We start from the raw sequence: 20,897 nt of genomic DNA on the forward strand, positions 1-20,897 counted from the left end.
ACTCCCTACCCTCACCTCATGCCCGTCACGGCGTACGACCTCACCGGCCGCACCGCACTCGTCACCGGAGCGGCCGGCGGCATCGGACGCGCCACGGCCGCCCTCCTCGCCGAGGCCGGCGCCACCGTCCACTGCGCGGACGTCGATGAACAGGGCGTCCGCGCCACCGCCGCGGCCCTCACCGCGACCGGCGCCGCCGCCCGAGCGCACCGCGTCGATGTCACCGCACGCGACCAGGTCGCCGCCGTGGTCGACACGGCCCGCCGCGCCACCGGGCGGCTCGACATACTCGCCGCGGTCGCCGGGATCATGCACAGCTCCACCGTCCTGGAGACCAAAGAGGCGGACCTCGACCGGGTCTGGAACACCAACTTCAAGGGTGTGCTGCACAGTTGCCAGGAGGCCGCCCGCGCCATGATCGCCACCGGCACCGGCGGCAGCATCGTCACCATGGCCTCCGGGGCGGTCGACACCGGCGCACCCGGCCTGCTCTGCTACGGCGCGTCGAAGGCCGCCGTCATCCAGCTCACCAAGACGCTCGCCACCGAGGTCGGCCGCCACGGAATCCGGGTCAACGCCGTGGCGCCCGGCTGGATCCGTACGCCGATGACCACCCGGCACACCACCGACGCGCAACAGCAGGCCGAGCGCCCCATGGCCCGCATGTCCCCGCTGGGCCGGGTGGGTGAGGCGGAGGACGTCGCCCACGCCGTACTGCATCTGGCTTCGGACGCCGCCGCCTTCACGACCGGCCAGATCCTCCGCCCGAACGGTGGCGTCGCCATGCCCTGGTGAACGCCGCCCGCACCCTCCGCTCCGCCCCTCCCCGGGGCCCGCCGTCCCGCCACTCCGGCAACCCCGCCCGCGGCTCACGAGGCCCTGCCACCTGCGCCCGCCGCCCGGCCCACGGCACGCAGTGCACCGGCAGCAGACTCAGCCCCCAGCCGCCCGCCGCCACCGCGCCCTCGACCGGCCCCGCCGACGCGGGCCACAGCGTCAGCCGCAGCACGGCCCACCACCACAGCAGGCCGACGAGCACCGCGGCCGCCCACCTGCCCGGCCGGGCGCGCGGACGCCCCAGGGCGCCGGATATGCGACCGCCGCGACTCCGGCCGGCCGGGTCGCGCCTCCCACCGCCGTGCCCTGTCATCGCTGCCTCCTCCGGCCGACGCTAGACGGCCCCCGCCGCCCCACGGGAGGGCGCACCGGGGCATTCCCGGCGCGCACGGAACGCCCTGGGCCCGTCCGGGACGGCGGCCCGACGGCCGTCAGTGGGATTCGGCCTGGAACATCCAGTGGTGCTTCTCCAGGTCACGGGTGAGGCCGATGAGGATGTCCTGGCTGACCGGGTCGGGCGCATCGGTCACCTCGATCCGCTGTCGCATCCGCCCGATGACCGCACTCAGGGCCGCCACCAGCGTCGTGACCGCGTCAACGTCCTTGATCCAGCCGTCGGGCACCTCCTTGATGCCGGTCGTGTTGGCGACGGTGACGGCCCGGCCGTCCGGCGTCACACCGATCGCCGACGACCGCTCGGCGACCGTGTCCGCGTGCGCCCGCGCGGTGGCGACCACATCGTCGAGCTGCAGGTGGATGGAACGGAACCGCGGGCCGACGACGTTCCAGTGCACCTGCTTGGCGACCAGGGAGAGGTCCACGAGGTCGACCAGGGCTCCCTGCAGGGCCTCTCCGACGACGGAGCGGTCGGCCTCGGACAGCGTGCTCTTGACCACAGACATCCAGCTACTCCTGTTCGGGACGAACACCCGGAGCGGATAGCAGCCCGAAGTGTTCGGGAATGTGCAGATTCGCCCATCGTATAAACGATGCGTGCGTTCCGAGCAGTCGAGCCGTCCACTCGGGCAGCCGCCCCGCACTCACCGGCACCGGACAGCGCGACGCCCCGCCCGGCTGCTGCCGTGCGGGGCATCGGTGCTCTGGAGGCTCTGCGTCAGGCGGCGACGACGTCCACGACGTCCGTCGGAGCCTTGATGGTCACGCGGTCTTCCGGCACGCCCGTCAGGGACGTGACGGACACGGAGTTGAACGTGGGCCGCACCGGTGCGGGCACCGGGTCGGTCGCTGCCGCGGACTGTGCCAGTTCGGCGAGCGCCAGCTCATCGCTGACCTCGCGCATCAGCTCGGACATGCGCACATCCAGCGCATCACAGATCGACGAGAGCAGTTCGGACGACGCCTCTTTCTGCCCTCGCTCGACCTCGGACAAATAGCCGAGCGACACCCGGGCGGAGGAAGAGACCTCGCGCAGGGTTCGGCCTTGGCGCTGACGCTGTCGGCGCAGCACGTCACCCAGCAGGCGACGAAGCAGAATCATCGCTGGCTCCCTCCTCGGACCTCGGATCCGGATCCTTCTCGCCCCACCGTACCGCCTCGGACCGCAGCCGTGCCGGGCGTGAGTTCGTGTTCACTCAGGGCTGCAAACATCCATTCCCCCCGTGTTGTTCCGTATCCTGTGCCCCTGTATTTTCTGTCAGTTCGCTCAGCAGCAGGTCGAGAACGGCCGCGACGCTGTCCCGGCGGATCCGCTCGCGATCCCCCTCCAGCGCCAGGCTCCGCACCCGCCCCGTGCCCTCGGGGCCGCACACCGCGACGTGGACGGTTCCCACGGGCTGCCCGTCCTGCGGGGCGGGACCGGCCACTCCCGTGGTGGCGATACCCCAGTCGGCATCCAGCACACGCCGCACACCGCACGCCATCTGCCGGGCGACCTCGCCGTCCACCGCACCCCGCGCGGCCAGCAGCGCGCCGTCCACTCCCAGGACCGCCTGCTTGACGTCGGTGGCGTACGCGGTCACCGAGCCCCGCACGACCTGCGAGGCCCCGGAGACCGCGGTCAGCTCGCCCGCGACCAGCCCGCCCGTCAGCGACTCGGCCGCCGCCAGGGTCTGCCCGCGCCCGGCGAGCAGCGCCAGCACACCGGCCGCCGCACCACCCGCCGGCCCGGTCACCGTACGGCGTCCCGCGCCGTGCGCTCCCTGGCCAGACCGTTCCTGCGCAGCACAACGGCCTGGCGCACGTAGTCCAGGCCGGTCACGACGGTCAGCAGCACGGCCACCGCCATCACCCACCAGCGGAAGGTGGCCAGCGGGCCGGAGAGCACGAGGACGTACATCCCGACGGCGGTGCCCTGCGCCAATGTCTTGATTTTGCCGCCACGACTGGCCGGAATCACGCCGTGCTTGATCACCCAGAACCGCATGAGCGTGATGCCCAGCTCGCGGAAGAGGATCACGCCGGTCACCCACCACGGCAGGTCACCGAGGACCGAAAGGCAGATCAGCGCCGCGCCCATGATCGCCTTGTCGGCTATCGGGTCGGCGATCTTCCCGAAGTCGGTGACGAGGTTGTACGCGCGCGCCAGATGCCCGTCGAAGACATCGGTGATCATCGCGACGGCGAACGCGGCCCAGGCGAACGCGCGCCAGGCCGGGTCGTTGCCGTCGTTGTGCATCAGCAGCAGCACGAAGGCCGGCACCAGCACCAGCCGCAGCATCGTCAGGACGTTGGCGATGTTCCACAGCCCGGCCTGCCGGACGGCCGACGCCGAGCGCGGCCCGCCGGTTGCGGAAGCCGGGACTCCGCTCATCTGGCCGCCTCCTCGGAACACGCCACACCCTCGACCGACAACACCTCGGCCACGAGGTCCACACCCTCGCTCGCGATCACCTTTGCTTCGACCATAAGACCGGGCGACAGTTCCCCGCTGGTCGACAGCAGAGTGACACCGTCGGTCTCCGGCGCCTGGTGCGCGGCCCGCCCGACGACTCCGTCCTCCTCGTCGATCCGGTCGACCAGCACCCGGACCGTGCTGCCGACCCGCTCCTCAGCACGCTGCGCCGTCAGCTCATCGGCCAGCCGGGACACCCGCGCGAGCCGCTCGGCAACCACATCGGGATCGACCTTGTCCGCATACGAGGCCGCTTCCGTACCGTCCTCGTCGGAGTACCCGAAGACGCCGATGGCATCCAGCCGGGCCTCGCTGATGAAGCGTTCCAGCTCGGCGAGGTCGTCCTCGCTCTCGCCGGGGAAGCCGACGATGAAGTTGGACCGGGCACCCGCCTCGGGCGCCTTGGCGCGGATCTGTTCCAGCAGTTCCAGGAAGCGGTCGGTGTCACCGAAGCGCCGCATCGCGCGCAGCACGCCGGGCGCCGAGTGCTGGAAGGACAGGTCGAAGTAGGGCGCCACCTTGTCGGTGCCGGTCAGCACGTCGATGAGCCCCGGCCGCATCTCGGCGGGCTGGAGATAGCTGACCCGGATCCGCTCGATGCCGTCCACCGCGGCCAGCTCCGGCAGCAGGGTCTCCAGCAGGCGGATGTCGCCGAGGTCCTTGCCGTAGGACGTGTTGTTCTCGGAGACCAGCATGATCTCCTTGACGCCCTGCTCGGCCAGCCAGCGGGTCTCACCGAGCACGTCGGATGGCCGGCGGGAGATGAAGGAGCCGCGGAAGGACGGGATGGCGCAGAACGAGCAGCGCCGGTCGCAGCCGGACGCGAGCTTCACGGACGCCACCGGGTTGCTGCCCAGCCTGCGGCGCAGCGGCGCACGCGGCCCGGAGGCGGGCGCCAGGCCCTCCGGCAGATCCTCCGGCGGGGTGTCCTGCGCGTGCCCCGGCAGCGCCACGTCGGCGGCCTGCCGCTCGGCGGGGCTGATCGGCAGCAGCTTGCGCCGGTCGCGCGGCGTGTGCGAGGCGTGGATGCCGCCGTTGAGGATGGTCTGGAGGCGGTCGGAGATGTCGCTGTAGTCGTCGAAGCCGAGCACACCGTCGGCCTCGGGCAGGGCCGTGGCCAGCTCCTTGCCGTAGCGCTCGGCCATGCAGCCGACGGCGACCACGGCCTGGGTCTTGCCGTGGTCCTTCAGATCGTTGGCTTCGAGCAGGGCATCGACGGAGTCCTTCTTGGCGGCCTCGACGAATCCACAGGTGTTGACGACGGCGACATCGGCATCGGCGGCGTCCTCGACGAGGTCCCAGCCGTCCGCTGCCAGGCGGCCTGCGAGCTCCTCCGAGTCCACCTCGTTACGGGCGCAGCCAAGAGTGACAAGGGCGACGGTACGGCGTTCGGGCATGGGGCTCAGCCTACTTCGTCCCGGCCGCACCCATGGCGTGCAGGTCCGCCACCGCCGTCACCGGGGCGCCCCGGGCGGGCGGCGGACCTGCCGGCCGCCCGGCCTCAGCCCGCCTGCGGGTCTCCCGGCGTGTAGCTCAGCCGCTCGACGGAGCCCTTGTCGCCGACCTGCTTGACCTCCTTGCCGTTGACGTACAGCTGCACGACACCGGCATTGCCGAGGACCAGATCGATGCGTTCCTTGTCGGTGAAGGTCTTGGAATCGCCCTGCTTGAGGAGGCCGTCCTCCAGGAGCTTGCCGTTGGAGTCCTTGGCCGAGATCCAGCTCTGGCCGTCGCGGGCGGTGACCTTGATCGTCACCTTGTCCTTGGGCAGCCCCGCGATGGCACTGTCGGAGGGCTCGGGCTCCGTGGTGTGCTTGGCCGGTGCGGTGGGGTCCGGCTTCGGCGCCGGCTTCTCGGCGTTGGCGTCACCGCCGGCCACCGGGATGCCGCCGCCCTTCTGCCCGTCGCTGAACAACGTGAAGCCGACGAAGCCGATGACCGCGACGATCGCGGCGACCATCGCGGCGGTCCAGTTGGGGCGGCGCCGCTCGGGACGGATCCGCTCGGCCTCGAAGAGCGGCGCGGCCGGCGTCGGCGCGGGCCTGCCGCCGTGCTCGGCATCGAACTGATCGACCAGCGGCCCGGGATCGAGGTTGACGGCGCGGGCGAGCGTACGGATATGCCCCCGGGCGTAGACGTCGCCGCCGCAACGCGAGAAATCGTCCTGCTCGATCGCGTGCACGAGGGGGATGCGCACCCGTGTCGACGAACTGACCTCTTCGACGGTCAGCCGCGCATCGATACGGGCCTGCTGGATGGCTCGACCGACGGAAGGCCGGTCGTCTGATGGGGAGTTGCCGATGGACACGGGGGCGCCTTTCGAGCGTGTAGCCACCTGCTGGACGTTCAGTCTAGGGGTGGACCGAAAGGGACGGGCGAACGGGCGGACGGGGTTTAACACCATCAATAGACCCGCCGGCGACGCCTTCGGGCCCCATGGTGAAGCATCGTTCCCTCACCTCCCTCAACTTGACGTATCGGCAGGAGAAACGGTTGCTTCCCTCCCGTACGAGTGACTCGCACGGGTGAAACGAGAGCCTGTCCCTACCCGGAAGCCTCCCCCCGGATCACGGCCAGCACTCCGTCCAATTCATCCGGCTTCACCATGACATCGCGGGCCTTGGAACCCTCGCTCGGCCCGACGATGTTGCGCGATTCCATCAGGTCCATCAGCCGTCCGGCCTTGGCGAAGCCCACCCGCAGCTTGCGCTGGAGCATCGACGTCGACCCGAACTGGGTGGAGACCACCAGCTCCGCGGCCTGGCACAGCAGGTCGAGATCGTCGCCGATGTCCTCGTCGATCTCCTTCTTCTGCTGCGTGCCGACCGTGACGTCGTCCCGGAAGACCGGCGCCATCTGATCCTTGCAGTGCTGGACCACCTCCGCGACCTCGGCCTCGGTCACGAAGGCGCCCTGCATACGGACCGGCTTGTTCGCGCCCATCGGCAGGAAGAGGCCGTCGCCCTTGCCGATCAGCTTCTCGGCGCCCGGCTGGTCGAGGATGACCCGGCTGTCCGCGAGCGAGGAGGTGGCGAACGCGAGCCGGGACGGGACGTTCGCCTTGATCAGGCCCGTGACGACGTCGACCGACGGACGCTGGGTGGCCAGGACCAGGTGGATACCGGCCGCGCGGGCGAGCTGCGTGATCCGGACGATCGCGTCCTCGACGTCCCGCGGCGCCACCATCATCAGGTCCGCCAGCTCGTCGACGATCACCAGCAGATACGGGTAGGGCGACAGTTCCCGCTCGCTGCCCTCGGGCGGGCTGACCTTGCCGTTGCGGACCGCTTCGTTGAAGTCGTCGATGTGCCGGAAGCCGTACGCCGCCAGGTCGTCGTAGCGCAGGTCCATCTCGCGCACCACCCACTGGAGCGCCTCGGCGGCCCGCTTGGGGTTGGTGATGATAGGCGTGATCAGGTGCGGGATGCCCTCGTAGGCCGTCAGCTCGACGCGCTTGGGGTCGACCAGCACCATCCGCACGTCCTCCGGGGTGGCCCGGACCATCACGGACGTGATCAGGCAATTGATGCAGGAGGACTTGCCGGAACCGGTGGCGCCGGCGACCAGGACGTGCGGCATCTTCGTCAGGTTGGCCATGACGTAGCCGCCCTCGACGTCCTTGCCGAGCGCCACCAGCATCGGGTGCTCGTCGCCCGCCGCGTCGGCCAGCCGCAGCACGTCGCCGAGGTTGACCATCTCGCGGTCGGTGTTCGGGATCTCGATGCCGACGGCGGACTTGCCGGGGATCGGGCTGATGATGCGGACATCCGGGCTGGCCACCGCGTAGGCGATGTTCTTGGCCAGCGCGGTGATCTTCTCGACCTTGACGGCCGGGCCCAGCTCCACCTCGTAGCGGGTGACCGTCGGGCCGCGGGTGAAGCCGGTGACCGCAGCGTCGACCTTGAACTCCTGGAAGACCGTCGTCAGCGAGGCCACTATCGCGTCGTTCGCGGCACTGCGGGTCTTGCCGGGGCCGCCGCGGGCGAGCAGATCCAGGGACGGCAGCGAGTAGGTGATGTCGCCGGCCAGCTGAAGCTGTTCGGCGCGGGCCGGCAGATCGCCGGACGGCTCCGGCGGGGCCTTGGTGAAGTCGGGCACCGCCGGGGTGTCCTCCGCGGGCGCCGGCTGCGCGCCACGGGCCTGCGGCACCGCTCCGCTCTGCCCTCCGGTGTCCTCGCCGCGGTCCCGCCGCTCCCCCGAGATGCTGCTGCTCAGCCCGGCGACCAGCGGCGAGGGCTGGACGCCGTGCAGGACGGCGCCGTCCAGCGCCGCCGCGGCCGCCGCTGCCACGTCCACCGCGTCCATCGTCCGGTCCGCCGCGGGCTGTCCGGACTCCTTGCGCGGCCGGCGGCGCTTGGCCAGCGCCTCCTCCTCTATCGCGTCCGGATCCGCCGCCGGCGCAGCGGCCCGGCGCGGCCGCCGCGCCGGCTGCTCGCGCCACTCCTCGGCGTACTCCTCCGCGTCCTCCGGATCCGCCTCCTCCAGCACGCCGAGCCGGGCGCCGAGCGCCCGCAGCCGCTGCGGGATGGCGTTGACCGGGGTCGCGGTGACCACCAGCAGCCCGAAGACCGTCAACAGCACCAGCAGCGCCACGGCCAGCGTCTGCCCCACGGTGAAGATCAGGGGCTTGGACGCCACCCAGCCGACATAGCCGCCCGCATCCTGGAGGGCCGCGATGCCGTCGCCGCGGCCCGGCGATCCGCAGGCCATGGCGACCTGCCCGAGGACTCCGATGACCAGCGCGGACAGGCCGATGACGATCCGGCCGTTGGCCTCGGGCTGCTCGGGGTGCCGGATCAGCCGTACGGCGATCCCGCCGAGCAGTATCGGCACGACCAGGTCGAGCCGGCCGAAGGCGCCGGTGACCAGGAGTTCGACGAGATCGCCGACGGGGCCGCTGAGATTGGACCAGGTACCGGCCGCGACGACCAGCGCCAGGCCGAGCAGCAGCAGCCCGAGACCGTCCTTGCGGTGCGCCGGGTCGAGGTTCTTCGCGCCGCGTCCCATGCCGCGGAACACCGCTCCTATGGCGTGCGCGAGACCCAGCCAGCAGGCTCGCGCGAGGCGGTAGACGCCACCGGTCGGAGAAGGCGCCGGCTTGGGCGGGGCCTTCTTCGCGGGCGCCTTGCGCGCCGGTGCCTTCTTGGCAGCCACGGGCTTCTTCGCCGGCGGCTTCCTGGCCGGTGCCTTCTTCGCCGCGGCCTTCTTGGCTGCGCCCCCGGACGATCCGGCGCGCTGTTTCGAGGGGCCCGCCGTGCTCTGGGTTCCCTTGCCGGTCGTACGTGAGGCCATGGTGACGAGATTACAGCCGTCGCCTGGCATCACACGAGCGCACAGCACTTCACCCGATCGTGTCGTGCGCTCGTGTCAGGACGCGCCGCGTGCCCCCGGCATGAGAGGGCGTCAGTCAGCTGACCACGCCGCCGGCGCCCGGCTCCAGCGCGTCCAGAGCCCTGCGCAGCCCGGTCAGTTTGCGCTCCAGATGCGCGGCGGTGGCCACCGCCGCGGCGTCCGCCGACTCGTCCAACTGCTTGGACAGCGCCTCGGCCTGCTCCTCGACGGCCGCCAGCCGCGCCGACAACTCGGCGAGCAGCCCCGCCGACTCCTTGGCGTCATCGGCGGCCGCCCTGCCGCCTTCCAGCTGGAGCCTCAGCAGCGCGGCCTGCTCCCGCAGTTGGCAGTTCTTCATGTACAGCTCGACGAAGACCGAGACCTTCGCCCGCAGCACCCACGGGTCGAACGGCTTGGAGATGTAGTCGACCGCGCCGGCCGCGTAGCCGCGGAAGGTGTGGTGCGGGCCGTGGTTGATCGCCGTGAGGAAGATGATCGGGATGTCACGGGTCCGCTCGCGGCGCTTGATGTGCGCCGCGGTCTCGAATCCGTCCATCCCCGGCATCTGCACGTCGAGCAGGATCACCGCGAAATCATCCGTGAGCAACGCCTTGAGCGCTTCCTCCCCGGACGATGCCCGTACCAGTGTCTGATCGAGCGCAGAGAGGATCGCCTCCAGCGCCAGCAGATTCTCCGGCCGGTCATCGACCAGGAGGATCTTGGCCTTCTGCACCATGGCCCGACCTCCTCGCCCCGGCATGGGGCCTCCCCTGTCCGAAGGACTTGGGGAAGAACCGGACGCCGCCCCAGGGGACGACTCCGTCATGCCGCCCGTCCTTGTGCCGGTCATGGTAGCTGCACCCCGCTCGTCGCCACACCCTGTCACCGCGATGTCACTGCGTACGTAGCGGAAACGCGGGACGAGACCGGAAGGTTCCCGGACATCCGCGTTTCCTCACGTCCACGGCCACACTGCGTCAGCACGCGGTGATCCTCTTTCGACTCCATACTGGACGCTCCGTCACTCCGCGCGCATCCATTGCTCCATGACCGACAACAGATGATCGGTGTCCACCGGCTTGGTGACGTAGTCCGATGCGCCGGAGTCGATGCTCTTCTCCCGGTCGCCCTTCATCGCCTTCGCGGTGAGCGCGATGATCGGCAGCCCGGCGAACTGCGGCATCCGCCGGATCGCCGCGGTGGTCGCGTAGCCGTCCATCTCCGGCATCATGATGTCCATCAGCACCAGCACCACGTCGTCGTGCTGCTCCAGCACCTCGATGCCCTCGCGGCCGTTCTCCGCGTACAGCACCGACAGTCCGTGCTGCTCCAGGACGCTGGTGAGCGCGAAGACGTTGCGGATGTCGTCGTCGACGATCAGCACCTTCTCGCCGTGGAAGCCGCCCGCGAAGGCCGGGTCCTCCACCAGGTCCTGGCCGTTGCCGAGCCAGGGCTCCGCGGCGGGCCGGGGAGTGGCCGGCTGCGACGGCGGCTCAGGAGCGGCCTGCCGCTGCGGGGTGGACGGCGCCGCGGCGGGCAGTGCGGCACGCCGGGCCGAGCCCGAAATCCCGCGCCGGCGACGGCGGTTGAGCGCCGTGGCCGACGCCTGCTCCTCGGCCTCCCGCGCGGCATCCTCGGCGGCCTGCCTGCCGACCTCGGTCTCGCGCGCCTCGGCGTCCATCGCGAAGCCGCCGGCCACCAGCGCCGGGTAGCCCTGCGGCGGCAGCCCGCCCGGATTCTGCGGCAGGTACAGCGTGAACGTCGAGCCGCGGCCCGGCTCGCTGGCCGCGTGGATCTCGCCGCCCAGCAGCCGGGCGATCTCCCGGCTGATGGACAGCCCCAGGCCGGTGCCGCCGTACTTGCGGCTGGTCGTGCCGTCCGCCTGCTTGAACGCCTCGAAGATGACCCGCATCTTGGTGGACGCGATGCCGATACCGGTGTCGGTCACCGAGAAGGCGATCATGTCGGCCTCCGGATCGCGCAACGACCCGTGTTCCAGGAGCTGTTCCCGGATCGGCACCGGGACGTCCGCGCCGGCCGGCCGGATGACCAGCTCCACATTGCCACTGTCGGTGAACTTCACCGCATTCGACAGGAGGTTGCGCAGCACCTGCAGCAGCCGCTGTTCGTCGGTGTGCAGGGTGGACGGCAGGTCCGGGGAGACCCGTACAGCGAATTCCAGGCCCTTCTCGGCGGTCAGCGGCCGGAACGTCGCCTCGACGTAGTCGACGAGCTGGACCAGCGCGATCCGCGTCGGGCTGACATCCATCTTGCCCGCCTCGACCTTCGACAGGTCGAGGATGTCGTTGATCAGCTGGAGCAGGTCCGAGCCCGCGCCGTGGATGGTCTCGGCGAACTCCACCTGCTTCGGCGAGAGGTTCCCCTCGGCATTGTCGGCCAGCAACTTGGCCAGGATCAGCAGGGAGTTGAGCGGCGTGCGCAGCTCGTGCGACATGTTCGCCAGGAACTCCGACTTGTAGCGCATCGAGACCGCGAGCTGCTCGGCGCGCTCCTCCAGGACCTGCCGCGCCTCCTCGATCTCGGTGTTCTTCACTTCGATGTCACGGTTCTGCGCCCGCAGCTGCTCGGCCTTCTCCTCCAGTTCGGAGTTGGACAGCTCCAGCGCCTTCTGCCGGCTCTCCAGCTCGCCGGAGCGCTCCTTTAGCTGCTCGGTCAGCTCCTGCGACTGCTTGAGCAGCACCTCGGTCTTGGTGTTGACCGAGATGGTGTTGACGCTCGTCGCGATCATCTCGGCGATCTGGCTGAGGAAGTCCTTCTGGATCTGGGTGAACGGCTGGAAGGACGCCAGCTCGATCACGCCGAGCACCTTGTCCTCGAAGAGCACCGGCAGCACGATGACGTTGGCCGGCGGCGCCTCACCGAGCCCGGAGGCGATCTTCAGGTAGCCGGACGGCACGTTCTCCACCAGGATCGTGCGGCCCTCCTCTGCCGCCGTCCCGATCAGCGTCTCGCCGGGCCGGAACGTCGTCGGCATCCCGCCCATCGCGTAGCCGTAGGAGCCCATCAGCCGCAGCTCGTACGCGCCGGCCTCGCCGCCGTCCGCACCGATCTCCTGGCTGTCGGGCTGCGCGGCGAGGAAGAACGCGCCGTGCTGCGCGGAGACCGCGGGCGACAGCTCGCTCATGATGAGGGTGGCGACGTCCTTGAGGTCGCGCCTGCCCTGCATCAGGCCGGAGATCCGGGCCAAGTTGCCCTTCAGCCAGTCCTGTTCCTCGTTGGCGAGGGTGGTCTCGCGGAGTGTGGAGATCATGGTGTTGACGTTGTCCTGGAGCTCCAGGATCTCGCCGGCCGCGTCCACGTCGATACGGACGTTGTGGTCGCCGAGGGTCACGGCCGCGGCGACCGCGGCGATGGCCCGCACCTGGCGGGTGAGATTGCCCGCCATCTCGTTCACCGACTCGGTCAGGTCCTTCCAGGTGCCGGCCACGCCGCGCACCTGCGCCTGACCGCCCAACTGGCCTTCCGTGCCCACCTCGCGCGCCACCCTGGTGACCTGCTCGGCGAAGGACGACAGCTGGTCGACCATGGTGTTGATGGTGGTCTTCAGCGCGAGGATCTCGCCCCGCGCATCGACGTCGATCTTCTTGGTCAGATCGCCCTTGGCCACCGCGGTGGTGACCATCGCGATGTTGCGGACCTGGCCCGTGAGGTTGTTGGCCATCGAGTTCACGGACTCGGTGAGGTCCTTCCACGTACCGGCGACGCCGGGGACGCGGGCCTGGCCGCCCAGGATGCCGTCGGTGCCCACCTCACGGGCCACCCGGGTCACCTCGTCGGCGAACGACGACAGCGTCGTGACCATGGTGTTGACGGTGTCGGCGAGCTGCGCGACCTCGCCGCGCGCCTCGACCGTGACCTTCTTCGTCAGGTCACCGTTGGCGACCGCCGCCGAGACCTGCGAGATGTTGCGCACCTGGATGGTCAGGTTGTTGGCCATCAGGTTCACGTTGTCGCTGAGGTCCAGCCAGATACCGGTGGCACCCGGCACCCGCGCCTGACCGCCCAACTGGCCCTCGGTACCCACCTCGCGGGCCACCCGGGTCACCTGCTCGGCGAACGACGACAGCTGGTCGACCATCGTGTTGACGGTCGTGACCAGTTCGAGGATCTCGCCCTTGGCATCGACAGTGATCTTCTTCGACAGATCGCCGCGGGCCACCGCCGTCGTCACCTCGGCGATGTTGCGCACCTGCGACGTCAGGTTGTTCGCCATGAAGTTGACGGACTGGGTGAGGTCTTTCCACGTCCCGCTGACGCCCTGCACCTCGGCCTGGCCGCCCAGGATGCCCTCGGTGCCCACCTCACGGGCGACCCGCGTGACCTGCTCCGCGAAGGAGGACAGCTGATCCACCATCGTGTTCAGGGTGTTCTTCAGCTCCAGGATCTCGCCCCGGGCGTCCACGTCGATCTTCTGCGACAGGTCACCGCGCGCGACCGCCGTGGCGACCTGCGCGATGTTGCGGACCTGGGCCGTCAGGTTGCCCGCCATGCCGTTCACGGAATCGGTCAGATCGCGCCAGACGCCGGCGACGCCGGGCACCTGCGCCTGGCCGCCCAGCCTGCCGTCCGTACCGACCTCCCGGGCGACCCGGGTGACCTGCTCGGCGAACGCGGAGAGCTGGTCGACCATCGTGTTGATGGTGTTCTTCAGCTCCAGGATCTCGCCGCGCGCATCCACGTCGATCTTCTGGGAGAGGTCGCCGCGCGCGACCGCCGTGGTCACCTGCGCGATCTGCCGCACCTGCGAAGTCAGGTTCCCCGCCATGAAGTTGACGGAGTCGGTCAGTTCCTTCCAGGTGCCGCTGACGCCGTCCACCCGGGCCTGGCCGCCGAGGCGGCCCTCCGTGCCCACGTCCCTGGCCATCCGCGTGACCTGGTCGGCGAACGAGGACAGCTGATCCACCATCGTGTTCACGGTGTTCTTGAGCTGGAGCATCTCGCCGGAGACGTCGACGGTGACCTTCTGCGACAGGTCACCGTTGGCGACCGCCGTGGTCACCTGCGCGATGTTGCGCACCTGCCCGGTGAGGTTGCGGAACGCGGTGTTCACCGAGTCCGTGAGGTCCTTCCACGTACCCGCCGCGCCCGGCACCGCCGCCTGGCCGCCCAGCTCGCCCTCGACGCCGATCTCCCGCGCGACGCGCGTCACCTCGGCGCCGAACGAGGACAGCTGGCCCACCATCGTATTGACGGTGTTCTTCAACTCCAGCATTTCCCCGGCGACATCGACCGTGACGGTCTGCGAGAGGTCACCGTTGGCGACCGCCGTCGTCACCTGCGCGATGTCCCGCACCTGCGCCGTGAGGTTGCGGAAGGCCGTGTTGACGGAATCCGTCAGGTCCTTCCAGGTGCCGGCCGCGCCGGGTACCTGCGCCTGCCCGCCGAGCTGTCCCTCGGCGCCGACCTCGTTCGCCACCCGCGTCACTTCGTCCGCGAAGGTGCGCAGCGTCTCGGTCATGGTGTTGATGGTGTCGGCGAGCTGCGCGACCTCGCCGCGCGCGCTGACCGTGACCTTCTGCGACAGATCGCCGTTCGCGACCGCAGTCGTGACCTGCGCGATGCCGCGGACCTGCGCGGTGAGGTTTCCGGCCATGAGGTTGACCGAATCCGTCAGGTCCTTCCACACCCCGGCGACACCGGGCACCTGCGCCTGACCGCCCAGCTCGCCTTCCGTACCGACCTCACGGGCGACGCGCGTCACCTCGGAGGCGAACGACGAGAGCTGGTCCACCATCGTGTTGACGGTGTTCTTCAGCTCCAGCATCTCGCCGGCGACGTGCACCGTGACCTTCCGGGACAGGTCACCCTTCGCCACCGCAGTGGTGACGAGAGCAATGTCACGCACCTGCGCCGTCAGCCGCGAGGCCATGGTGTTGACGGATTCCGTGAGGTCCTTCCACGAACCCGACATTCCGCGCACCCGCGCCTGACCGCCGAGCTTGCCCTCCGTACCGACCTCACTGGCCACCCGCGTGACCTCGTCGGTGAACGCCGAGAGTTGATCGACCAGGCCGTTGACCGTGCGCCCGACCTTCAGGAACTCGCCCCGCAGCGGATGCTCGGACGAACTGTCCGAACTGCGCGAACGCAGATCCATCCGCTGCTCCAGGTCGCCCTCGGAGACCGCCGACAGCACCCGCCCCACCTCGGAGACCGGCCGCACCAGGTCGTCCACCAGGGCGTTCGAGGCATCGATCGCCGCCGCCCAGGACCCCTCGCAGGCCGCGACCTCCAGCCGCTCCGTGAGCTTTCCCTCACGCCCGACGACCCTGCGCACCCGCGCCAGCTCGCCCGTCAGGTGCAGATTTCGGTCCGCCACCTCATTGAAAACCGCCGCGATTTCCGACATGACGCCTTCGCCGGAGACCGTCAACCGCTTGCGGAAGTTGCCGTCCCTCATGGCGACGAGAGCGACCAGCAATCGGTTCAGGGCAGCTGTATCCACCTCGGTCGTCCCGTTGTTCCGGGATCGTCCGCCTTTTGCGCGCGTGCTTGTGCCCCGCGCGGCTGCGCCAGACTCCACCGTGTCCCTCCCGCAGGGTCGACCGTTCTACCCGGGTTTTCTCCTGATGCCTGCCCAGTGTTTCACTCTGGCCCACCGGTGCGGCAAAGAGTCGAAACGTAACCACACCGCGGGGCATTCGTCGCGGCCGGGCACGGCTCGCACACCGTCACTCTTCACGGCGCCGCGCGTCCCCGATAAGGGGCGGAGTCAACACAGTTCGGCAGCGTCCCCCCACGGGACGTAGCAACGGCCGGCCACGCCCCGGCGACCCTGCGCATTCCCCGGCGGCGCCCACCTCGCCACCCCGGTCCGCCTGATGCCGGACGGCACTCCTTCGTTCCCACCGCTCGGACCGACCGACTAGCCTGGCATTCGCATCGATGCCACGAGAAACGGGCACAGGACCCTGGGGAGCGACGAAAAACCAATGGGGAGTGCTGTGATCACCGCGCGGGCCGCTGCCACGTTCGAACCGGTGGGGCGCTCCGTCGCCACCGCCCGCGCCTTCGTCCGCGACACCCTCCAGGGCTGGGGCTACGGCGACATCGTCGACGACGCGGTCGTCCTCACCAGCGAACTGGTCACCAACGCCGTGGTGCACGCGGGCACCGCGGCGGACGTGCTGTGCCTGCGCCAGGACGGCGGGGTCCGCATCTCCGTCGCCGACCGCTACCCGGAGCGGGAGATTCCGCTCCAGAACGCCGGCCAGACCCTCGTCCACCCCGACCGCGAGGGCGGCCGCGGCCTGCTCCTGTGCGGCGCCCTCGCCACCCGCTGGGGCGTCGAGTACACCGCGGCCCAGAAGCACGTATGGTTCCAGCTCGACCTGCCCGACCGCCCGGCCGGCACCCGCTCCGCAGGACCCGCACTCCCCATCGACGCGCTCCCCGTCGCCGACACCCGGGTACGCGTCGCCGTCATCCAGGTCGACCGCGGCGGCTGCATCAGCTTCTGGAACGACGACGCCCAGGGCCTCTTCCAGTTCGAGGCCGAGCAGGTCATCGGCAAGCCCCTCACCGAATTCGCCGCCTGGCCGCACACCCCGGGCACCGGCACCGGCATCGCCGAAGCCCTCCGGCTCTCCCGCTGGGAAGGGTCCTACGGCATAAGAGGCGCCGACGGCCGCGTACTTCCCGTCTACGCCTCCCACCTCCGCGTCCGCGACGCCGACGGGGAGGCGTCCACCGTCTGCCTCCTGGTCCGCGACCACGAACGCGCCATCCTCCAGAGCCCCCAGCGCACCCCGGCACCGGACGCCGCCTCCCATCCCGAAGGCCGCCCGTCCGACCCGTTCGAGGTCTTCATCGGCTCGCCGGCCCCCGACGACCTGGACGGCCTCCTCCAGCGCACCGTCGAACGCGCCCGCGACATGCTCGACGGCGACGCCGCCTACCTCCTGCTCGCCACCGACGACGAGACCGAACTGGAGGTCCGCGCCTCCACCGGCCTGCCCTCCGCCCGCCAGCGGTTCGCCCGCGTCCCCGTGGAGACCGGATCCGGACGCTACGGCTCCGCCCGGATGCCGTCCGTCCACGAAGACCTCGCCGCGGTCCCCGGCGCCGTCCCCCTCCTCTCCGGCACCGGCATGCGCTCGGTCGTCACCGTCCCGCTCAAGGTCGAGGGCCGGCTCACCGGATCGCTCGGCGTCGCCGCGGAAGGCGCCGGCCGCTACACCAACGAAGAGGCCCTGCGCCTCCAGTTCGCCGCCGACCGCATCGCACTCGCCGTCGAACGCGCCCGCCTGACCGAGCTGGAACGGCTGCGCCGCGGCTCCCTCTCCTTCCTCGTCGAGGCGTCCGACCTCCTGGCCGGCACCCTCGACCGCGACCAGACCCTGGCCCTGATGGCCCAGATGACGGTCCCCACCCTCGCCACCTGGTGCGCCGTCTACACCGTCGCCGACCAGGCGTCCGAACCGGAGCTCTCCTACGTTCTGCACGAGGACGAGGACCGCATCGACGGCCTCAAGACCCTGCTGAAAAAGGTCGATCCGCCCGAGCCGGTCCCCACCCCGGGCGCCCGCGTGTGGACCGCCCCCACCGACGCCGCACACGACGCCGCCCTGCGCACCACCCTGCGCAGCCTGGGACTCGGCAACTCCGCCCGCCCCTCGACCGGCCCCGGCGCCACCCTCGCCACCGCATCGGCCGTCGGCGGCGAGACCGTCGTCCTGCCCCTGGTCGCCCGCAACCGCGTCATCGGCATGCTCACCCTCGGCAAGCCCACCGAGGAACACTTCCGCCAGGAAATCCTCGAACTCGCCGAAGACCTCTCCCGGCGTGCCGCCCTCGCCCTGGACAACGCCCGCCTCTACTCCGAGCGCACGGCGATCAGCCAGTCCCTCCAGCGCAGCCTGCTCCCCCCGGAACTGCCCGAAGTCCCCGGCGTCGAGGTCGAGGTCATCTACCGCGCGGCCGGCGAGGGCAACGAAGTCGGCGGCGACTTCTACGACCTCTTCCCGATCCGCGACGGCGCCTACGGCTTCGCCATCGGCGACGTCTGCGGCACCGGCCCGGAAGCCGCGGCCGTCACCGGCCTGGCCCGGCACGCCCTGCGCCTCCTCGCCCGCGAGGGCTTCGGCGGCCCCGCCGTCCTCGAACGTCTCAACGCCGCGATCCTCGACGAGGGCGCCCGCAGCCGCTTCCTCACCCTCCTCTACGGCGAACTGTGGCCCCAGGAGGACGGCAGCGCCCTCCTCAAAGTCGTCTGCGCGGGCCACCCCCTGCCGCTCCGCCTGCGCCAGGACGGCACGGTCGAACCGGCCGCCGAACCCCAGCCCCTCCTCGGCGTCATGGACGACCTCGAACTCTACGAACAGACCATCACCCTCGACCCCGGCGACGTCCTCCTGTGCGTCACCGACGGCGTCACCGAACGCCGCGAAGGCACCCGCATGCTGGGCGACGACGGCCTCTCCGACGTCCTGACGACGTGTACGGGCCTGACCGCGGGCGCGGTCGCCACCCGGGTACTGCGCGCCGTCGAACGCTTCGCCGCGGAACCCGCATCCGACGACATGGCCATCCTCGCCATGCGCGTCCCCCAGTAGGACGCCGGCGCCCGCACCCCGCCCCTGTGGTCTGCGTCACCATCCGACACGACCGCTCCCCACCAGCCAGGAAACCTGCGCCCGACGCACTCCCGCCCTGCCTCCGCTGCACTGGCGACACTCCCCCCAGCCGCCCAGGCTGAGGCACATGACTTCCACCGCACGACGCACAACGGGCGACCAGCTGGCCGTCGTCAGCCAGACCGGCCCCACCGTCACCTTCTTCGACGCCGCCACCCACGAGCGGCTCGACGTCCTGCCGATGCCGGCCCAGCCCCACGAACTGTGCTTCGACCCGGACCACCGCCTGCTGTACTGCGCCAGCACCTACCGCTCCGGCTTCTACGGAGCCCACCAGGGCCGCGCCCACGAACTCACCGTCATCGACGCCGACACCCGCACCGTCGTCGACACCCTCGACCTCTCGCCCGACCACGCCCCGCACGGCCTCGCCCTGGACCGCGCCCGCGCCCGTCTCTACGTCACCGTCGAGGCCACCGAGAACGAACCGGGAGGCATCGTCGTCATCGACACCCCCACCCGCACCCGCGTCGGCCGCATCCCGGCCATGGCCCCCGGCCCCCACTGGTTCGCCCTCACCCCCGACGGCACCCGCGGCTACACCACCAACAAGGAAGCCCCCTTCCTCTCCACCATCGACCTGGAACGCGGCGAGTTCACAGGCCGCATCGAGATCCCCGGCAGCGAAGGACTGGCCGTCTCCCGCGACGGCCGCTACGTCTACGCCGCCGCCCCCAAGGTCGACAACGCGGACGCCCAGCCGGGCATCCGCGTCATCGACACCCGCACCGCCACCGTCGTCCGCACCCTGCCGGCCCGGGGACCGGTCATGCCGGTGCACGTCACCGCCACCGGCGCCGTCCTGGCCGGCGAGATCCGCACCGGCGCCACCACGGACGGCCCGCTCGGCCGCCAACTCCCCGGCGTCCTCACCGTCTTCGCCCCCGACACCCTGGAGCCCGCCGCGGACATCCCCGTCGGCGTCTTCCCCCTGACCATCACGTCCTCCCCCGACGGCAGCACCGCCTACGTATCCGGCAACCTCTCCAGCACCGTCACGGTCGTCGATCTGCCCAGCCGCACCGTCCTCGCCACACTGGAAGTCGACCGTCAGGACGTCTCAGGCGCCCACGGCCTCGCCTATATCCCGGCACCAACGGCCTGACCCGGCCCGGACATACGAAAAGGCCCCCGCCATAACAGCGGGGGCCTTTCTCTCTTGAGCCCCAATACGGAATCGAACCGTAGACCTTCTCCTTACCATGGAGACGCTCTGCCGACTGAGCTATTGGGGCGCGCCAGCGGAATAGATCTTACATGAATCCCCCGGCACCTCCGAATCGCGCCCGACGGCCCGCCTCCGTGCCTAAAAGGCCGGCTGCAACAATCCGCCCAACGCATTGCACGCACCCACCATCCGCTGCAACTCCCGCCGCGACATTCCCGCGTGCACCGGCAACGCCAGCGTCTCGTCGACGGCCCGCTCGGTCTCCGGCAGAAACACCTCCCGGCGCAGCCCAGGTATCCGGTACACCGGAACCTGCACAGGAACGCGGCAGGCCACCCCCTTGGCCCGCAACGCCCGTGCGAACGCATCCCGGTCCGGCCGGCCGTTCCCCGGTACCCGCACCACATACTGCTCGTACGTGTGCCCCGCGGCCGCCGCCGGCGTACGGACCCCGTTGAGCCTGGCGTCCAGATACGCCGCATGCAGCCGCCGCTGCTCCAACCCGTCGCCCGCCCCGCCGGGTTCGTCCTCCACCATGACCAACAGTCCGTGCCGCTGGCCCACTTCACGGATCCATCCGTCGTCCGCCCGCCGCCCGAAGCGGTGTACGGCCACGATCGCCGCGGTACGGCCCGTCAGGACATCGGACACGGCGGCCGGGTCGAGGCAGTAACTGCCCGCGTCGACATCGGCGAACACGGGCAGCGCCCCCATCCGCACGACCGCTTCGGCCACTTCGGCGTTCCCGTAGGCCGGCACCACGACCTCGTCACCGGCACGGACGCCGGCCGACTTGAGCGTTCCAAGTGTCCCCATGCCGCGGATCCTGGCGACGCAAGGTGAACAAGGCGTTACACACACGCCCTCAATGAGGGAACAAAAAAGCTCCGGTTCCTGAACCAAAAGGTTCAGGAACCGGAGCTGAATAATTGTTCGGCGGCGTCCTACTCTCCCACAGAGTCCCCTCTGCAGTACCATCGGCGCTGAAAGGCTTAGCTTCCGGGTTCGAAATGTAACCGGGCGTTTCCCTAACGCAATGACCACCGAAACACTA

At 70.4% G+C, this 20,897-nt stretch carries 14 protein-coding genes, 1 tRNA gene and 1 rRNA gene; 3 read left to right on the forward strand and 13 right to left on the reverse strand.

Annotated features, from left to right (window positions below):
- Positions 1-18 precede the first annotated feature (18 nt).
- Complete coding sequence (locus tag LIU39_RS24845; protein WP_227049096.1) at positions 19-795, forward strand: SDR family NAD(P)-dependent oxidoreductase; 777 nt, start codon at positions 19-21, stop codon at positions 793-795.
- Here LIU39_RS24845 and LIU39_RS24850 read toward each other — a convergent pair.
- The 10 genes from LIU39_RS24850 to LIU39_RS24895 all read right to left on the reverse strand — a co-directional run bounded on the left by LIU39_RS24850 (position 743) and on the right by LIU39_RS24895 (position 15,563).
- Positions 743-1,081 carry a hypothetical protein gene (locus tag LIU39_RS24850; protein ID WP_227049114.1) on the reverse strand — a complete coding sequence of 113 codons (339 nt, stop codon included), beginning with the start codon at positions 1,079-1,081 and terminating at the stop codon, positions 743-745. The two genes, LIU39_RS24845 and LIU39_RS24850, sit on opposite strands and share 53 nt — an antisense overlap.
- 187 nt (positions 1,082-1,268) lie before the next feature.
- Positions 1,269-1,739: a Dps family protein gene (locus tag LIU39_RS24855; protein WP_227049097.1), complete on the reverse strand. Its 471-nt coding sequence runs from the start codon at positions 1,737-1,739 to the stop codon at positions 1,269-1,271.
- Between the two features lie 212 nt (positions 1,740-1,951).
- A complete protein-coding gene (locus tag LIU39_RS24860; protein ID WP_227049098.1) occupies positions 1,952-2,335 on the reverse strand; it encodes a helix-turn-helix domain-containing protein in 384 nt (127 codons plus the stop codon).
- Positions 2,336-2,429: 94 nt separating this feature from the next.
- Positions 2,430-2,969 (reverse strand): CinA family protein, encoded by a 540-nt coding sequence (locus LIU39_RS24865; RefSeq protein ID WP_227049099.1) that lies wholly within the window; start codon positions 2,967-2,969, stop codon positions 2,430-2,432.
- Positions 2,966-3,607, reverse strand: a complete 642-nt coding sequence (gene pgsA, locus LIU39_RS24870) for a CDP-diacylglycerol--glycerol-3-phosphate 3-phosphatidyltransferase (RefSeq protein WP_227049100.1) — start codon at positions 3,605-3,607, stop codon at positions 2,966-2,968. Before pgsA ends, LIU39_RS24865 begins: the two co-directional genes overlap by 4 nt.
- The gene (gene rimO, locus LIU39_RS24875; RefSeq protein WP_227049101.1) at positions 3,604-5,085 is read right to left on the reverse strand and encodes a 30S ribosomal protein S12 methylthiotransferase RimO; all 1,482 of its coding nucleotides are present in this window, start codon (positions 5,083-5,085) and stop codon (positions 3,604-3,606) included. The genes pgsA and rimO overlap by 4 nt, the downstream gene beginning before the upstream one ends.
- Before the next feature lie 104 nt (positions 5,086-5,189).
- Positions 5,190-5,996, reverse strand: coding sequence for a helix-turn-helix domain-containing protein (locus tag LIU39_RS24880; RefSeq protein WP_227049102.1), 807 nt, complete (start codon positions 5,994-5,996; stop codon positions 5,190-5,192).
- A gap of 236 nt (positions 5,997-6,232) precedes the next feature.
- Positions 6,233-8,980 carry a DNA translocase FtsK gene (locus LIU39_RS24885; protein WP_227049103.1) on the reverse strand — a complete coding sequence of 916 codons (2,748 nt, stop codon included), beginning with the start codon at positions 8,978-8,980 and terminating at the stop codon, positions 6,233-6,235.
- Between the two features lie 115 nt (positions 8,981-9,095).
- The gene (locus tag LIU39_RS24890; RefSeq protein ID WP_227049104.1) at positions 9,096-9,755 is read right to left on the reverse strand and encodes a response regulator; all 660 of its coding nucleotides are present in this window, start codon (positions 9,753-9,755) and stop codon (positions 9,096-9,098) included.
- A gap of 285 nt (positions 9,756-10,040) precedes the next feature.
- A complete protein-coding gene (locus LIU39_RS24895; protein WP_227049105.1) occupies positions 10,041-15,563 on the reverse strand; it encodes a HAMP domain-containing protein in 5,523 nt (1,840 codons plus the stop codon).
- Positions 15,564-15,984: 421 nt separating this feature from the next.
- Between LIU39_RS24895 and LIU39_RS24900 the strand changes: the two genes are divergently transcribed.
- Both LIU39_RS24900 and LIU39_RS24905 read left to right on the forward strand, forming a co-directional pair.
- Positions 15,985-18,594 carry a SpoIIE family protein phosphatase gene (locus LIU39_RS24900; RefSeq protein WP_227049106.1) on the forward strand — a complete coding sequence of 870 codons (2,610 nt, stop codon included), beginning with the start codon at positions 15,985-15,987 and terminating at the stop codon, positions 18,592-18,594.
- Between the two features lie 148 nt (positions 18,595-18,742).
- A complete protein-coding gene (locus LIU39_RS24905; RefSeq protein WP_227049107.1) occupies positions 18,743-19,780 on the forward strand; it encodes a YncE family protein in 1,038 nt (345 codons plus the stop codon).
- Between the two features lie 57 nt (positions 19,781-19,837).
- On the opposite strand, the gene LIU39_RS24910 is transcribed toward LIU39_RS24905, so the two are convergent.
- From LIU39_RS24910 to rrf, 3 genes are all read right to left on the reverse strand, one after another.
- Positions 19,838-19,910, reverse strand: a tRNA-Thr gene (locus LIU39_RS24910).
- A gap of 71 nt (positions 19,911-19,981) precedes the next feature.
- Entirely contained in the window at positions 19,982-20,659 is a 678-nt protein-coding gene (locus tag LIU39_RS24915) for a DegT/DnrJ/EryC1/StrS family aminotransferase (RefSeq protein WP_227049108.1), read from the reverse strand.
- Positions 20,660-20,774: 115 nt separating this feature from the next.
- Positions 20,775-20,891 (reverse strand): 5S ribosomal RNA (gene rrf / locus LIU39_RS24920).
- Positions 20,892-20,897 lie beyond the last annotated feature (6 nt).

This window comes from Streptomyces pinistramenti (assembly GCF_020564935.1).
GTDB classification, from domain to species: domain Bacteria; phylum Actinomycetota; class Actinomycetes; order Streptomycetales; family Streptomycetaceae; genus Streptomyces; species Streptomyces pinistramenti.

What these genes read in the sequence shown, in the direction of transcription:
- LIU39_RS24845 (WP_227049096.1), top strand. Translation starts at nt 19, where the DNA reads ATGCCCGTCACGGCGTACGACCTCACCGGCCGCACCGCACTCGTCACC.
- LIU39_RS24855 (WP_227049097.1), bottom strand. Translation starts at nt 1,739, where the DNA reads ATGTCTGTGGTCAAGAGCACGCTGTCCGAGGCCGACCGCTCCGTCGTC.
- LIU39_RS24860 (WP_227049098.1), bottom strand. Translation starts at nt 2,335, where the DNA reads ATGATTCTGCTTCGTCGCCTGCTGGGTGACGTGCTGCGCCGACAGCGT.
- pgsA (WP_227049100.1), bottom strand. Translation starts at nt 3,607, where the DNA reads ATGAGCGGAGTCCCGGCTTCCGCAACCGGCGGGCCGCGCTCGGCGTCG.
- rimO (WP_227049101.1), bottom strand. Translation starts at nt 5,085, where the DNA reads ATGCCCGAACGCCGTACCGTCGCCCTTGTCACTCTTGGCTGCGCCCGT.
- LIU39_RS24885 (WP_227049103.1), bottom strand. Translation starts at nt 8,980, where the DNA reads ATGGCCTCACGTACGACCGGCAAGGGAACCCAGAGCACGGCGGGCCCC.
- LIU39_RS24890 (WP_227049104.1), bottom strand. Translation starts at nt 9,755, where the DNA reads ATGGTGCAGAAGGCCAAGATCCTCCTGGTCGATGACCGGCCGGAGAAT.
- LIU39_RS24905 (WP_227049107.1), top strand. Translation starts at nt 18,743, where the DNA reads ATGACTTCCACCGCACGACGCACAACGGGCGACCAGCTGGCCGTCGTC.
- LIU39_RS24915 (WP_227049108.1), bottom strand. Translation starts at nt 20,659, where the DNA reads ATGGGGACACTTGGAACGCTCAAGTCGGCCGGCGTCCGTGCCGGTGAC.